This is a genomic window from Cognatiyoonia sediminum (genome assembly GCF_900129845.1).
Classification (GTDB): domain Bacteria; phylum Pseudomonadota; class Alphaproteobacteria; order Rhodobacterales; family Rhodobacteraceae; genus Cognatiyoonia; species Cognatiyoonia sediminum.
Map to the genome: position 1 here is coordinate 151,440 of NZ_FQXB01000002.1, position 11,952 is coordinate 163,391.

Here is an 11,952-nt window from a genome sequence, read left to right on the forward strand (position 1 = left end):
CGAAACCCAAACGCGATCCCGCGCAAAATGCGCCTTTTGACACCGTTCAAACGGTAGGATTGCCTATCGGCCCCCCTTCGCTCCTCATAACGAGATTGGACAGCTAGAATGCCCGCAAAGATCCCAGCCACCGTCGTAACCGGTTTTCTTGGCGCCGGAAAAACCACATTGATCCGCCACATGCTCCAGAACGCGGAAGGCAAGAAAATCGCTCTGATCATCAATGAATTTGGCGATCTTGGTGTTGATGGCGATATTCTCAAAGGCTGTGGCGAGGAAACCTGCACCGAGGACGACATTGTTGAACTCTCCAACGGCTGTATCTGCTGCACCGTCGCCGATGATTTCATCCCCACCATGGAGCAGCTTCTATCGCGCGATGACAAACCCGATCACATCGTGATCGAGACCTCGGGCTTGGCCCTGCCACAACCGCTTGTCCGCGCTTTTAACTGGCCCGGCATCTCTACCAAAGTCACCGTGGATGGCGTTGTCACCGTCGTTGATGGCCGCGCTGTACACGACGGCCAATTCGCCCATAACGTCGCCGCCGTCGACGCCCAGCGCGCGCAAGATGAGAACCTTGATCACGAAACACCCCTGTCCGAACTGTTCGAAGATCAGGTTGCTTGCGCAGACATGATCGTGGTGAACAAAACTGACTTGCTCGATGCTACCGAAGCAGAAGACCTCACCTCCAAACTGCAATCAGAAAGCCGCGATGGCGTGCAAGTTGTCAAAGCCAAAATGGGAGCGCTGCCCGTAGATGTCCTGCTCGGCCAAGGCATAGGTGCAGAAGCCGACCTCGACGCGCGGCACGAAATTCACCATCACCACCATCATGATGACGACCACCACCATGACGATGATCACGACCATCATCACCACGATCACGAACACGCACATGGCCACGATGAATTCGAAAGCTTCACCGTGGATCGCGGCGAAATCACCGATCCCAACGCATTTGCCGAACAAGTGGCCAACGTGATCCGGTCCCACAACATCCTGCGTCTCAAAGGCTTTGCGGCTGTCGCGGGCAAACCCATGCGCCTGACCCTTCAAGCCGTGGGCCCAAGAGTCGACACCTACTATGACCAGCCCTTCGGCGACGCCCCGCGCGCCACACGCTTGGTGGTCATCGGCCAAGCAGGTCTGGATGAAGCCGCCATCACCGCCGCCCTGCAAGCATGATCATCGTCGAACAGACCGATCCCCATCACCCGCAAGCCACGGCTCTGCTACGCCAAAGCCATGCGCTGATGGAATCCTTGTTCCCGCCAGAGGATAACTTCTACCTCGACATTGATCAGCTCTGCGCGGAGAACATCCACTTCTTCACCGCACGCATCGGCGATGACATCTTAGGCACCGGCGCGCTTGCCAACCACGGAACCTATGGCGAGGTGAAATCGATGTTCGTTGATGACGCCGCCCGCGGCAAAGGCATTGCTGATGCCCTCCTGCGCCAGATCGAAGACACAGCCCGCGCCGAAGGCTTGACCTCGCTCAAGCTCGAAACCGGCAACGTTCTACACGCCGCCCACAAACTCTACCGCCGCCACGGTTTTGCCGACTGCGGCCCCTTTGGCGACTACGAACAGGCCAACAGCTCAATCTTCATGGAAAAGCCCCTCTGATGCACCTGCTCGCTGCCACCCCCGGTGCCATCAACGACGGTGATGAGCCCTTTGATCTCGGCCAAACACCTGCCGACATCGTGGTGATCTCTGCCGCCGACACAGAACTCGCCGCCCTCTCCATTGCCCGCTCGGAAATGGAAGGTCCGCCCAACCTGCGCCTCGCCAATTTGATGCACCTTCAGCATCCCATGTCGGTCGATCTGCACATCGACAATTGCGCGTCGAAATCAAAACTAGTCATCGCCCGCATCTTGGGCGGCGCGGGCTATTGGAAATACGGCTTTGTGCAATACGCGGCACGGCTGAAAGAGGCAGGCGTGCCCTTCGTTGCCCTCCCCGGCGACGACAACGAAGACAGCGAGTTGCGCGATCTTTCCACGGTTTCAGACGCGGATTACGACGCGCTTTGGGCCTACTTCGTCGAAGGCGGCCCGGAAAACAGCGCCAATGTGCTGCGTTACGCTCAAGCCCTTCTCGACGACGCAGAAAAACCCGCCGCCGCTAGCCCGCTCTTGCGCGCCGGGGTCTATTGGCCCGGCGCAGGCATCGCCGACCTCAACACCATCAAGGATGCGTGGACCGAGGGCCAACCGGTTGTGCCTCTGATCTTCTACCGAGCACTCGTACAAGGCGCGGGCCTCAACCCGATCAACCGGCTAACCCGCAGCCTGTCCCGCGCGGGCCTCAACCCGCTGCCGATCTTCGTCGCCTCCCTGAAAGATCCCGTCAGCACCGCCACCCTCGACCAGCTGTTCCAAACCGCGCCACCGGCAGTCATCCTCAACTGCACCGCCTTCGCCACAGGCTCCCCGCACAGCGACGATGCACCCACCACCAACCCACTCGCCAGCGCCACAGCCAACAAGGCACCGATCTTCCAAGTCATCCTGTCAAGCGCGTCCGAGGAAGCATGGTCCGAGAGCCCACAAGGCCTCTCCGCCCGCGACATCGCCATGAACGTCGCCCTCCCCGAGGTTGACGGCCGCGTCCTCTCACGAGCCGTTTCCTTCAAAGGCGAGGCGTACTTTGACGAAGCAACCGAATGCCCAATCGCCACCTACCAAGCTCGCGGTGACCGCGTTGATTTCACCACCCAGCTGACCGCCAATTGGACCAAACTTCGCACCACGAATGAAGCCGAAAAAAAAGTCGCCCTGATACTCGCCAACTATCCCAACAAAGACGGCCGCTTGGCCAACGGAGTCGGCCTCGACACACCCGCCGCAACGGTTCACGTCCTGAACCTACTCAAATCCGAAGGCTACAAAGTCACCCCACCTGCCAACAGCAAGGCCCTGATGGATCAAATCATGGCCGGCCCCACCAACTGGTTGACCGACCGAGCAGACACAAAGGGCGGCGAAACCCTCCCACTCGACACCTACCTCACCTATTTCAATGACCTCCCATGGGAGCTGAAACAACAAATCACCGACCGCTGGGGCACCCCAGAGCAAGACCCTTTCCTATTGCCCCAAATACCTGCGCCGGAGGCATCCGACGACGCATCCGGCGCAGGCTTCAAACTCAGCATCCACCGCTTCGGCAACGCAGTCGTCGGCCTTCAACCCGCACGGGGCTACAACATCGACCCGACCGAGACCTACCACTCGCCGGACCTCGTTCCGCCACACAACTACCTCGCCTTCTACTTCTGGCTCCGTCACCACTGGCGTGCTGACGCCATTGTGCACATGGGCAAACACGGCAACCTCGAATGGCTTCCAGGCAAAGCACTGGCCTTGTCAGACACCTGCTGGCCCGAAGCCATCTTTGGCCCCACGCCCCATATTTACCCCTTCATCACCAATGACCCCGGAGAAGGCACACAAGCCAAACGACGTACCTCAGCAGTGATCATCGACCACCTGACGCCACCCCTAACCCGAGCTGAAAGCTATGGGCCCCTGCGCGATCTCGAAGCGCTGGTCGATGAATATTACGAGGCGGCCGGCGTCGATCCGCGCCGCATCGACCACCTGCGGCGTGAAATCATGTCCCTCGCCGATGTCTCCGGCCTCGCCAAAGACGCAGCCTTCACTGGCGACGAAGACACCGACCTCGCCAAACTCGATGCCTACCTGTGTGAATTGAAAGAGGCGCAAATCCGTGACGGCCTCCACATCTTCGGCCTGTCTCCAAAAGGCCCGCTAGCGCGCGACCTCGCCATAGCCCTCGCCCGCGCGCCGCGCGCCGACGGCAAAGGCGCCAACGCCTCGCTGCTCCGTGCCTTAGCGACCGACCTAAACCTCTCCATCGACCCGCTCGATTGCGATCTCGCGGCCCCAGCACTAGAAAAACCCACGGACCTTTCCGGCGCCAACCACTGGCGCACCAATGGCGACACCGTCGAACGGCTCGAAGAACTCAGCCAAGCACTCCTGCGGGACGGCGGGTGGGGCGAAGGCGACAGCCGAGCGGCACCCGGCCCCGCATCGCAAGCCGTCCTCGATGAGATCACCCAAACCATCCGTCCCCTTATCGAAACCTGCGGACCAAACGAGGGCGCGGGCCTCCTCACCGCCCTCAAAGGGCACTTCGTCGTCCCGGGCCCGTCTGGCGCACCCACGCGAGGCCGGCTGGACACACTGCCAACCGGTCGGAACTTCTATTCCGTCGACAGCCGGGCCGTCCCGACCCCAACCGCTTGGGCTTTGGGCTGGAAATCTGCGAACTTGCTCATTGAACAACACCTGCAAGATCATGGCGACTGGCCCCGCACCATGCTGTTGACCGCTTGGGGAACCGCCAATATGCGCACCGGCGGCGATGACATAGCGCAAGCCCTCGCCCTGATGGGGGTCAAACCCACATGGGACAGCGCCAACCGCCGCGTCATCGGCTTTGAGGTCATCCCCCACACAACCCTTGGACGTCCCCGTGTCGATGTAACGCTCCGCATTTCCGGCTTCTTCCGCGACGCCTTCCCACAGCTTATCGCGCTTATGGATTCAGCTTCTCGAGCGGTCCAAGCACTCGACGAACCGGATGACATCAACCCTGCCGCCGCCCGGACCCGCCGCGGCGAAGACGCACACCGCGTCTATGGCTCCAAACCCGGAGCATATGGCGCAGGCCTACAAGCGCTGATCGACGAACGCATCTGGTCCGACCGCTCCGACTTTGCAGAAGCCTATCTCGAATGGGGCTCCTATGCCTATTCCGCCAAAGCAGAAGGCCATAAAGCCAAAGCCGCCTTCACCCAGCGCCTGTCGCAAACCGAGGCCATCGTCCAAAACCAAGACAACCGCGAACACGACATCCTCGATTCTGACGATTACTACCAATTCGAAGGCGGGGCCGCGGCGGCTGTCTCAACAATCCAAGGCCAAAACCGCCCAATTTATCACAACGACCATTCCCGCCCCGAACGCCCCCTGATCCGCATGCTCGACGATGAGATCGGACGCGTCGTCCGCTCCCGCGTGGTCAACCCAAAATGGATCGACGGTGTCAAACGCCACGGCTACAAAGGGGCTTTTGAGATCGCGGCCACCGTCGATTACCTCTTCGCCTTTGCCGCTACCACAGGCGTGGTCAAAAACCACCATTTTGATCTATGTGAAGAGGCTTTCCTTGCCGACGACGCCACCCGCGACTTCATCGCAGATCACAACGCCCCCGCCCTGCAAGACATCGCCAACCGCCTGCAAGAGGCCATCGACCGCAACCTCTGGACGCCGCGCTCTAACTCAGCGCGCGCGCGGATCGCCGCCATCGCTGCGGGGAAAAATCCTGACGAACCAGAAGCCAAAGAAACCCAAACTCAGACGACTTGAAACCGGAAAACCGCTTGCGAAGAACCGACCAAGCCATGAAACTTAACAAAAAGGGGAACGATCATGTCCAACGCTGATGAACGCCACGCCATGAAAATGGCCAAGAAAAAGGCCGCCCGCGATAAGATCATGGCGACAAAAACCGATAAGAAAGGTCTGATCATCGTTCATACCGGCAAGGGCAAAGGCAAATCCTCCGCCGCCTTTGGCATGATCTTCCGCTGCATCGCGCACGACATGAAATGTGCCGTGGTGCAATTCATCAAAGGCGGGATGAGCACTGGCGAACGCGACCTGATCCTCTCCAAATTCCAAGACACCTGCGCCTTTCACACCATGGGCGAGGGATTCACCTGGGAAACCCAAGACAAATCTCGCGACATCGAGATGGCGCAAGCCGCGTGGGCCAAGGCGAAAGAACTGATCTTGGACGAAAGCAACCACATGGTTCTGCTCGACGAGATCAACATCGCGATCCGCTACGATTACATCGACATCGCAGAAGTTGTGGCGTTCTTGAAAGACCAAAAGCCAGAGATGACCCATGTGGTCCTGACAGGGCGCAACGCCCATGAAGACCTGATCGAAATCGCGGACCTCGTGACTGAAATGGAACTGGTCAAACACCCATTCCGATCCGGCATCAAAGCACAGATCGGTGTGGAGTATTAACTTCCCACTGATGACGCTCGATGACCCCATCACGCTGAACAAAAACAAGCTCGTCGCTGAAGGCGTTGAACGAAGGATTTACGTTCATCCGAATGATCCCACGCGTTTGATCAAAATTCCAAAGATCAAATCGGATGACCACTACAAACGTTGGACCTTCGGAGACCTGACCAAGAGGTTTTTTCCCTCCACGCGGACACGGTCCATCACAAAGCAACACGAAGAGTATCAAAGACAGCTTCGCGAGAGTCAGCAGAGCGCCGCTTCGCTACCCGTTTCCCTCTTTTATGGGTTTGCTCCGACCAATCTCGGTACGGGAGAAATCTTCGAACGCGTTACCAATGACAGCGGAGAGAATGCTCCGACCCTTCGGGACGTTCACGATCAGGGCGACTTCGACATCAACAAACTCAACACGTTCGTTGAGCACCTCTATTCTTTAGCCATCTGCGTCAGTGACCTTAATCCAGCGAACTTCGTCTACGGGTATCGCCACACCGAAGCTGGTCAAAAAAGCCCTAACAAGTCTTGGGTCCTAATCGATGGATATGGCGACCGCTTCGCGATCCCAATCCGAACGCTAAACGCAACCACGCGAAGGTACAGCATCGACGACGCGTTCAAGAGGAGCCGAAAGCTACCTAACCTTGAATGGAACGCGAAAGAACGTCGGTTTCAGCGCCCGACGCTGACGTAAGCCTTGAAACCGGCCTTAGCAGCGTCTTCCTCGCTATAGATGTTCCGAAGATCGGCCATCTTCGCTGCTGACATCGCTGCAGCCATCCGCTTCAAATCCAACGCGCGAAATTCGTTCCATTCCGTCAAAAGAACAACTGCACTCGCACCGTCTGCCGCCGCATAGGCATCCTCACACCACTCCGCGCCTGGCAAAAGCGCCTCCCCCTCATGCCGACCCTGCGGATCAACCAAGCGCACCGACGCGCCGGCCTCGATCAGCGCCGGCACAATCGTCAAGCTCGGCGCCTCGCGCATGTCGTCGGTTTCAGGTTTGAAGGTCACGCCAAGCACAGCAATCGCTTGACCAGACACATCGCCACCGCAGAGGCCAACAATTTTATCAACCATGCGGGCCTTTACCCCGTCATTCACAGACACAACCGTCTCGGTAATGCTCATCGGGACGTCATAGTCCTCGCCGATTTTGACCAACGCCTGCGTGTCTTTGGGAAAACACGAACCGCCATAACCGGGGCCAGCATGCAGGAACTTCTTCCCGATCCGACCATCCAAACCCATGCCTTTGGACACGGCTTTCACGTCACCTCCCGCAGCTTCGCACAAAGCGGCGATTTCGTTGATGAAGCTGATTTTCGTCGCCAAAAACGCGTTCGCTGCATATTTGATGATCTCCGCGCTTTCCAGATCGGTGTAGACAATCGGAAATTCGCGCAGGAACAGCGGGCGATAAATCTCTGCCATCACTTCTTTTGCACGATCGCTTTCGACGCCAACAACAACACGATCCGGACGCATGAAATCGTTCACTGCAGCGCCTTCGCGCAGAAACTCAGGGTTGGACGCAACATCAAACTCCAATGCGGGATTAGCCTTCGCCACGATCTCCGCAACCTTGCGATTTGTGCCCACTGGAACCGTCGACTTCGTGACAATGACGGTGTAGTCGCTCAAGCCTTGCGCTACTTCTTCAGCGGCCTGATAGACGTAGGTCAGATCAGCATGTCCATCGCCACGGCGCGTCGGCGTTCCAACGGCCAGAAATACCGCATCCGTCCCCGCTAGAGCAACTGCCAAATCAACCGTAAAACTTAGCCGTCCGGCCGAGACATTCCGCGCCATAACTTCATCAAGACCCGGCTCATAGATCGGGACTTCACCCGCGTTTAGCCGGTCGATCTTGCTTTGATCTTTATCCACGCAAACAACTTCATGCCCGAAATCTGAAAAGCAAACCCCAGACACCAGTCCAACATATCCTGTCCCAATGACGGTAATCTTCATGTCAATCTCTGCTCTCTAAGCGGCGCCATAATAATCGCGGAACCAATCAACATAGTTCTGCACGCCGTTTTCAATTGGTGTGGATGGAGTAAACCCCGTCAGCGACGACAACAAGGAGGTATCCGCCCAAGTCGCCGGTACGTCGCCTGGTTGAATATCCATCAGGTTTCGTGTCGCGGTCTTGCCAGTCGCTGCCTCAATCGCGGCAATAAAATCGCCCAGCTTCACCGGCGCGGCATTGCCGATGTTCACTATTCGATAGGGCGCAACTGGCGACCCGCTGTCGCCAGCATCTTTTTCTGGCACCGCATCAATCAACAGCCGGATCGCCTCGACCAGATCGGCGACATAGGTGAAGTCCCGCTTCATATCACCGTGGTTATAGACGTTGATCGCCTCACCCTTCAGGATCGCACTGGTGAACAGGTAAGGCGCCATATCAGGCCGTCCCCAAGGACCATAAACAGTGAAGAACCGGAACATCGTTGTCGGGATGTTGTGCAAATGCGCGTAGGAATGCGCCATCGCCTCATTCGCCTTCTTTGTGGCCGCGTAAAACGACATCTGCGTGTCAACCTTGTCGGCCTCGCGATAGGGCATCTCTGTGTTCGCGCCATAGACCGAAGATGTCGAGGCCATCAGCAAATGCTGGCACCCAAACTCCCGCGTGCCTTCCATGATATTGAAAGTACCCACGAGATTGGCATCCACATAATCCCGTGGCGCCTTTAACGAATGCCGCACGCCTGCCTGTCCTGCAAGATGAACAACAACGTCAGGCCTATGATCGTCAAAAATCGCCCGAACGGCTTCCGCATCCTCAACCTTCGCAGTGTGTTGAACGAAACCGTCACGTCCCGATAACTCATCTAACCGCGCCTGCTTTAACCCAACGTCGTAATAATCCGACATGCTGTCGAGACCCACGACCTCAAACCCGGCGTCCAGCAAAACGCGGCTCAGCCAAAAGCCGATAAAGCCCGCGCTGCCTGTCACCAATGCTGTCCTGCTCTCGGTCATATCTGCCCTTCGACCTGTTTGATCCGACCTTTAGGACACCCGCACGATCACTGCAAAGGTCCGCGTTGATTTTCTTTCCCCACAGCGTAAGTAAGCAACAGGAAGACAGTGAGGCAAAAATGGCAAAATGTCGGGTCCTGACAGAGTTCGGGATGGGATCATCGCTCAGGCGGCAAGATTATACACAGGCCGCAAAGCGCGCCTTGCAAGATGCGCTTTGGCACAATTCGATCAACATGGCCGAACTCTTTGGCTTCCCGAAAGAGGCGATGATCATTGACGTCGACATCGCTGTCCAGAATCCAAAGGCCGTCGATATCAACAGCCTCAAAGACATCTTCCCCTATGGCCAAGTCGCCATTGCCACCAGCCATGGTGGCCTTGATGTTCCACGCCCTGACGGCAATCCTACCGTGATCGCAAACGCGGCCATCAATGTTTCCTTTGAGATGGAGCGGACATGACAGATCAACGATTCATCATCGAAATGGGCATCGGCAACGACCTGCACGGCATGGATTACCAAAAGGCCGCTGCTCGCGCGATCGAAGATGCGTTTCGCCATTCCTCGATCCCGATGTTCAATGCACTCGACATCCCGCACTCAGACATGCGTGTTCAAGTGACAGTCGGCGTGCAGGAACCTGACAAGATCGACCCTGTCATTTTAGCCCAAAAACTCCCCCGCGGAGCGGCCACTGTGACCGCTGTGAAAGGTGGACAAAACGTCCCCAACCCGCATGGCGACACCATCGTCATCGCCACCGCTGCGATTGAGGCATTCCTCCCAAGCCAAGCCGGCAATTGGACCCAAACCTAAACAACCTGCACACCGCGCCTGCCTCTCTGCACATATCCGCATCTTGGACCCGATGGAATTCGGTCTAACTACGACGGGACACCCAACAAAGGACGCACACATGACCACCCTCCTTGGCATCTCTGGTTCCTTGCGCAAAGACGCAACCAACCGTCTCTTAATCCGTGCGGCGCGCGACGCATTCGCGCCGTACACTTACATCGAAGCTGATTTGCGCCTCCCGCTCTATGACGGTGACCTAGAAGCGTCCGAAGGCATCCCACCCTCGGTCCAAACCCTTTCGTATCAGATCAAGAACTCCGATGCGGTGGTGATCTCAACGCCCGAATATAACAAATCGATCTCCGGCGTGCTGAAGAACGCGCTCGATTGGGTCAGCCGCACAGAAGGCAGCCCATGGCGCGACAAACCCGTCGCGATCATGGCGGCAACAGCAGGCCGCGCAGGTGGGGAGCGCGCCCAATTCGCGCTGCGCCTGTGTATGACACCATTTCGGCCAAAACTGATCCAAGGGCCAGAGGTGCTTGTCGGATCAAACACCAAAGAGTTCGACGAGAACGGCAAGCTCACAAACGAACGCTACCTCCGCGCCATCAACGAACTAATGGAAGAACTGAAGGCCGAGATCTAAGCGGAATAATCCACCGGCAAGGCGCTCTTGAGTTCATCATAAAGTGCAAGGCGCTCCGCCGGATCCAGAAACGCACCGATCTCAACCTCTCGGTCGCCACCGCGCAGCGTGATGTAGTTTTCGACCGGACCATCCTTAGGGTGCAGATGCACACTGACCCAATACCGATTGGCCTCCCACTCTTGCACCTGCCCATTCGGATTGTGCCGCACCAAATGCGCGTGCGCTTCATCAACGCGCAATTCTTCCAACACCTCCCCGCGTTTGTAGCTGACGTGCAGTGCAAACCAGATGCTACCCAGCATAAGCAGCAAAAACGGCAAGAGGCCCCAAAGAACGGGCGACCCAAGAACAGCGAGCAGTGGGAGCAGCACCAAAGCGCCAGTAGCTCCGATGAAGATCACAAAGTCCTTCCGCAGCAGCGACCGATAGGGCCAAAGCGAAAGTTCCCATCGGGTCGTTTGGTGCGGCGGTTCTGATGACCATTCATACGGCATGGGTCAGGAGGTAGCTTGCGGTCTGTATTGAAACAAGTGCGCCGATCCGCGCAGGTTGCGGGATCGCCGACAGCTCGCTAGCCTCAAGACCAGCCAAGTGAGAGAAAAGATGCACACCGCGACCTGTCTTTGTGGAGCCGTCAAGGTGGAGGTCAATACCAACCTCCCAGCCCCAAATGCCTGCCATTGCAGCCAATGCCGCAAGCAGTCCGGCCATTATTGGGCGTCCGTCGATCTGAAATCAGAAAACGTAACAATCTATGGCGAAGACAACGTCACTTGGTACCAAGCTTCAGAAAAAGTCCGACGGGGATTTTGCAAAACCTGCGGCAGCTTCCTGTTTTGGGATCCGATCCATCACGACACAATCGCCGTCGCGATGGGTGCCTTTGATGGCGCTACACACACCAAACTCGCCCTGCATATCTTTGTGTCCGACAAAGGCGACTACTACGACATCACAGACGGTTTAACGCAAAACCAGCAGTAACTAGCCCCGATTGCTCACCTCAATCAGATTGCCATCCGGATCACGCAGATAGAGCGAGACTATGGGTCCAGTCGCCCCTGTACGCCCAACCGGCCCCTCCAAAACATCGACACCCGACACCTCGAAATGTGCCTGCCACTCCGCTAATGGCGTATCAGACAGGAAACACAAATCCGCACTGCCCGGCATGGGTCGATCCGCCTTAGGCTCAAAGGGTTTAGCGGCCGGATGCAGGTTTATTTTCTGAGCGCCAAACGTCAACGCGGTACGGGTCGATCCATCACTCGGATGAAAAACCTCGACTTTCATGCCCAAAACCTGTTCATAGAATGCCACCGTCCGATCAATATCGGCGACCGTAAGAACTAAGTGATCCAGTGAAGTAAGTTTCGGCATACCGCCCCCGTTCGTGATGAGTAC

13 protein-coding genes are annotated in these 11,952 nt (G+C 57.3%); 9 read left to right on the top strand and 4 right to left on the bottom strand.

Features of this window, described 5'->3' with window-relative positions:
• Positions 1-108: 108 nt before the first annotated feature.
• The 5 genes from cobW to BUA85_RS09000 all read left to right on the top strand — a co-directional run bounded on the left by cobW (position 109) and on the right by BUA85_RS09000 (position 6,791).
• Positions 109-1,194, top strand: a complete 1,086-nt coding sequence (gene cobW / locus BUA85_RS08980) for a cobalamin biosynthesis protein CobW (RefSeq protein WP_072900613.1) — start codon at positions 109-111, stop codon at positions 1,192-1,194.
• On the top strand, positions 1,191-1,640 hold the full coding sequence (locus tag BUA85_RS08985; RefSeq protein WP_072900614.1) for a GNAT family N-acetyltransferase: 450 nt from the start codon (positions 1,191-1,193) through the stop codon (positions 1,638-1,640). Before cobW ends, BUA85_RS08985 begins: the two co-directional genes overlap by 4 nt.
• Positions 1,640-5,422 carry a cobaltochelatase subunit CobN gene (gene cobN, locus BUA85_RS08990; protein ID WP_072900615.1) on the top strand — a complete coding sequence of 1,261 codons (3,783 nt, stop codon included), beginning with the start codon at positions 1,640-1,642 and terminating at the stop codon, positions 5,420-5,422. The genes BUA85_RS08985 and cobN overlap by 1 nt, the downstream gene beginning before the upstream one ends.
• A gap of 63 nt (positions 5,423-5,485) precedes the next feature.
• Positions 5,486-6,094, top strand: a complete 609-nt coding sequence (gene cobO, locus BUA85_RS08995) for a cob(I)yrinic acid a,c-diamide adenosyltransferase (RefSeq protein WP_072900616.1) — start codon at positions 5,486-5,488, stop codon at positions 6,092-6,094.
• A complete protein-coding gene (locus BUA85_RS09000; RefSeq protein ID WP_165611602.1) occupies positions 6,081-6,791 on the top strand; it encodes a YrbL family protein in 711 nt (236 codons plus the stop codon). Before cobO ends, BUA85_RS09000 begins: the two co-directional genes overlap by 14 nt.
• Here BUA85_RS09000 and BUA85_RS09005 read toward each other — a convergent pair.
• Positions 6,770-8,074 (bottom strand): UDP-glucose dehydrogenase family protein, encoded by a 1,305-nt coding sequence (locus BUA85_RS09005; protein WP_072900618.1) that lies wholly within the window; start codon positions 8,072-8,074, stop codon positions 6,770-6,772. The genes BUA85_RS09000 and BUA85_RS09005 overlap by 22 nt on opposite strands.
• A gap of 15 nt (positions 8,075-8,089) precedes the next feature.
• Positions 8,090-9,094 carry an NAD-dependent epimerase/dehydratase family protein gene (locus BUA85_RS09010; protein ID WP_072900619.1) on the bottom strand — a complete coding sequence of 335 codons (1,005 nt, stop codon included), beginning with the start codon at positions 9,092-9,094 and terminating at the stop codon, positions 8,090-8,092.
• A 119-nt stretch (positions 9,095-9,213) separates the two neighbouring features.
• Between BUA85_RS09010 and BUA85_RS09015 the strand changes: the two genes are divergently transcribed.
• The 3 genes from BUA85_RS09015 to BUA85_RS09025 all read left to right on the top strand — a co-directional run bounded on the left by BUA85_RS09015 (position 9,214) and on the right by BUA85_RS09025 (position 10,545).
• The gene (locus BUA85_RS09015; RefSeq protein WP_072900879.1) at positions 9,214-9,558 is read left to right on the top strand and encodes a Lin0512 family protein; all 345 of its coding nucleotides are present in this window, start codon (positions 9,214-9,216) and stop codon (positions 9,556-9,558) included.
• On the top strand, positions 9,555-9,914 hold the full coding sequence (locus tag BUA85_RS09020; protein WP_072900620.1) for a Lin0512 family protein: 360 nt from the start codon (positions 9,555-9,557) through the stop codon (positions 9,912-9,914). Before BUA85_RS09015 ends, BUA85_RS09020 begins: the two co-directional genes overlap by 4 nt.
• Positions 9,915-10,014: 100 nt before the next feature.
• A complete protein-coding gene (locus tag BUA85_RS09025) occupies positions 10,015-10,545 on the top strand; it encodes an NADPH-dependent FMN reductase (RefSeq protein ID WP_072900880.1) in 531 nt (176 codons plus the stop codon).
• On the opposite strand, the gene BUA85_RS09030 is transcribed toward BUA85_RS09025, so the two are convergent.
• Entirely contained in the window at positions 10,542-11,042 is a 501-nt protein-coding gene (locus BUA85_RS09030) for a DUF2244 domain-containing protein (protein WP_072900621.1), read from the bottom strand. The genes BUA85_RS09025 and BUA85_RS09030 overlap by 4 nt on opposite strands.
• A gap of 109 nt (positions 11,043-11,151) precedes the next feature.
• Between BUA85_RS09030 and BUA85_RS09035 the strand changes: the two genes are divergently transcribed.
• Positions 11,152-11,532 carry a GFA family protein gene (locus BUA85_RS09035; protein WP_072900622.1) on the top strand — a complete coding sequence of 127 codons (381 nt, stop codon included), beginning with the start codon at positions 11,152-11,154 and terminating at the stop codon, positions 11,530-11,532.
• Here the strand turns inward: BUA85_RS09035 and BUA85_RS09040 are convergent, their stop codons facing one another.
• Positions 11,533-11,928 carry a VOC family protein gene (locus tag BUA85_RS09040; protein ID WP_072900881.1) on the bottom strand — a complete coding sequence of 132 codons (396 nt, stop codon included), beginning with the start codon at positions 11,926-11,928 and terminating at the stop codon, positions 11,533-11,535.
• Positions 11,929-11,952: the final 24 nt, after the last annotated feature.

What these genes read in the sequence shown, in the direction of transcription:
- BUA85_RS09030 (WP_072900621.1), bottom strand. Translation starts at nt 11,042, where the DNA reads ATGCCGTATGAATGGTCATCAGAACCGCCGCACCAAACGACCCGATGG.
- BUA85_RS09015 (WP_072900879.1), top strand. Translation starts at nt 9,214, where the DNA reads ATGGCAAAATGTCGGGTCCTGACAGAGTTCGGGATGGGATCATCGCTC.
- cobN (WP_072900615.1), top strand. Translation starts at nt 1,640, where the DNA reads ATGCACCTGCTCGCTGCCACCCCCGGTGCCATCAACGACGGTGATGAG.
- BUA85_RS09010 (WP_072900619.1), bottom strand. Translation starts at nt 9,094, where the DNA reads ATGACCGAGAGCAGGACAGCATTGGTGACAGGCAGCGCGGGCTTTATC.
- BUA85_RS09025 (WP_072900880.1), top strand. Translation starts at nt 10,015, where the DNA reads ATGACCACCCTCCTTGGCATCTCTGGTTCCTTGCGCAAAGACGCAACC.
- cobO (WP_072900616.1), top strand. Translation starts at nt 5,486, where the DNA reads ATGTCCAACGCTGATGAACGCCACGCCATGAAAATGGCCAAGAAAAAG.
- BUA85_RS08985 (WP_072900614.1), top strand. Translation starts at nt 1,191, where the DNA reads ATGATCATCGTCGAACAGACCGATCCCCATCACCCGCAAGCCACGGCT.
- BUA85_RS09035 (WP_072900622.1), top strand. Translation starts at nt 11,152, where the DNA reads ATGCACACCGCGACCTGTCTTTGTGGAGCCGTCAAGGTGGAGGTCAAT.
- BUA85_RS09020 (WP_072900620.1), top strand. Translation starts at nt 9,555, where the DNA reads ATGACAGATCAACGATTCATCATCGAAATGGGCATCGGCAACGACCTG.
- BUA85_RS09005 (WP_072900618.1), bottom strand. Translation starts at nt 8,074, where the DNA reads ATGAAGATTACCGTCATTGGGACAGGATATGTTGGACTGGTGTCTGGG.
- cobW (WP_072900613.1), top strand. Translation starts at nt 109, where the DNA reads ATGCCCGCAAAGATCCCAGCCACCGTCGTAACCGGTTTTCTTGGCGCC.
- BUA85_RS09040 (WP_072900881.1), bottom strand. Translation starts at nt 11,928, where the DNA reads ATGCCGAAACTTACTTCACTGGATCACTTAGTTCTTACGGTCGCCGAT.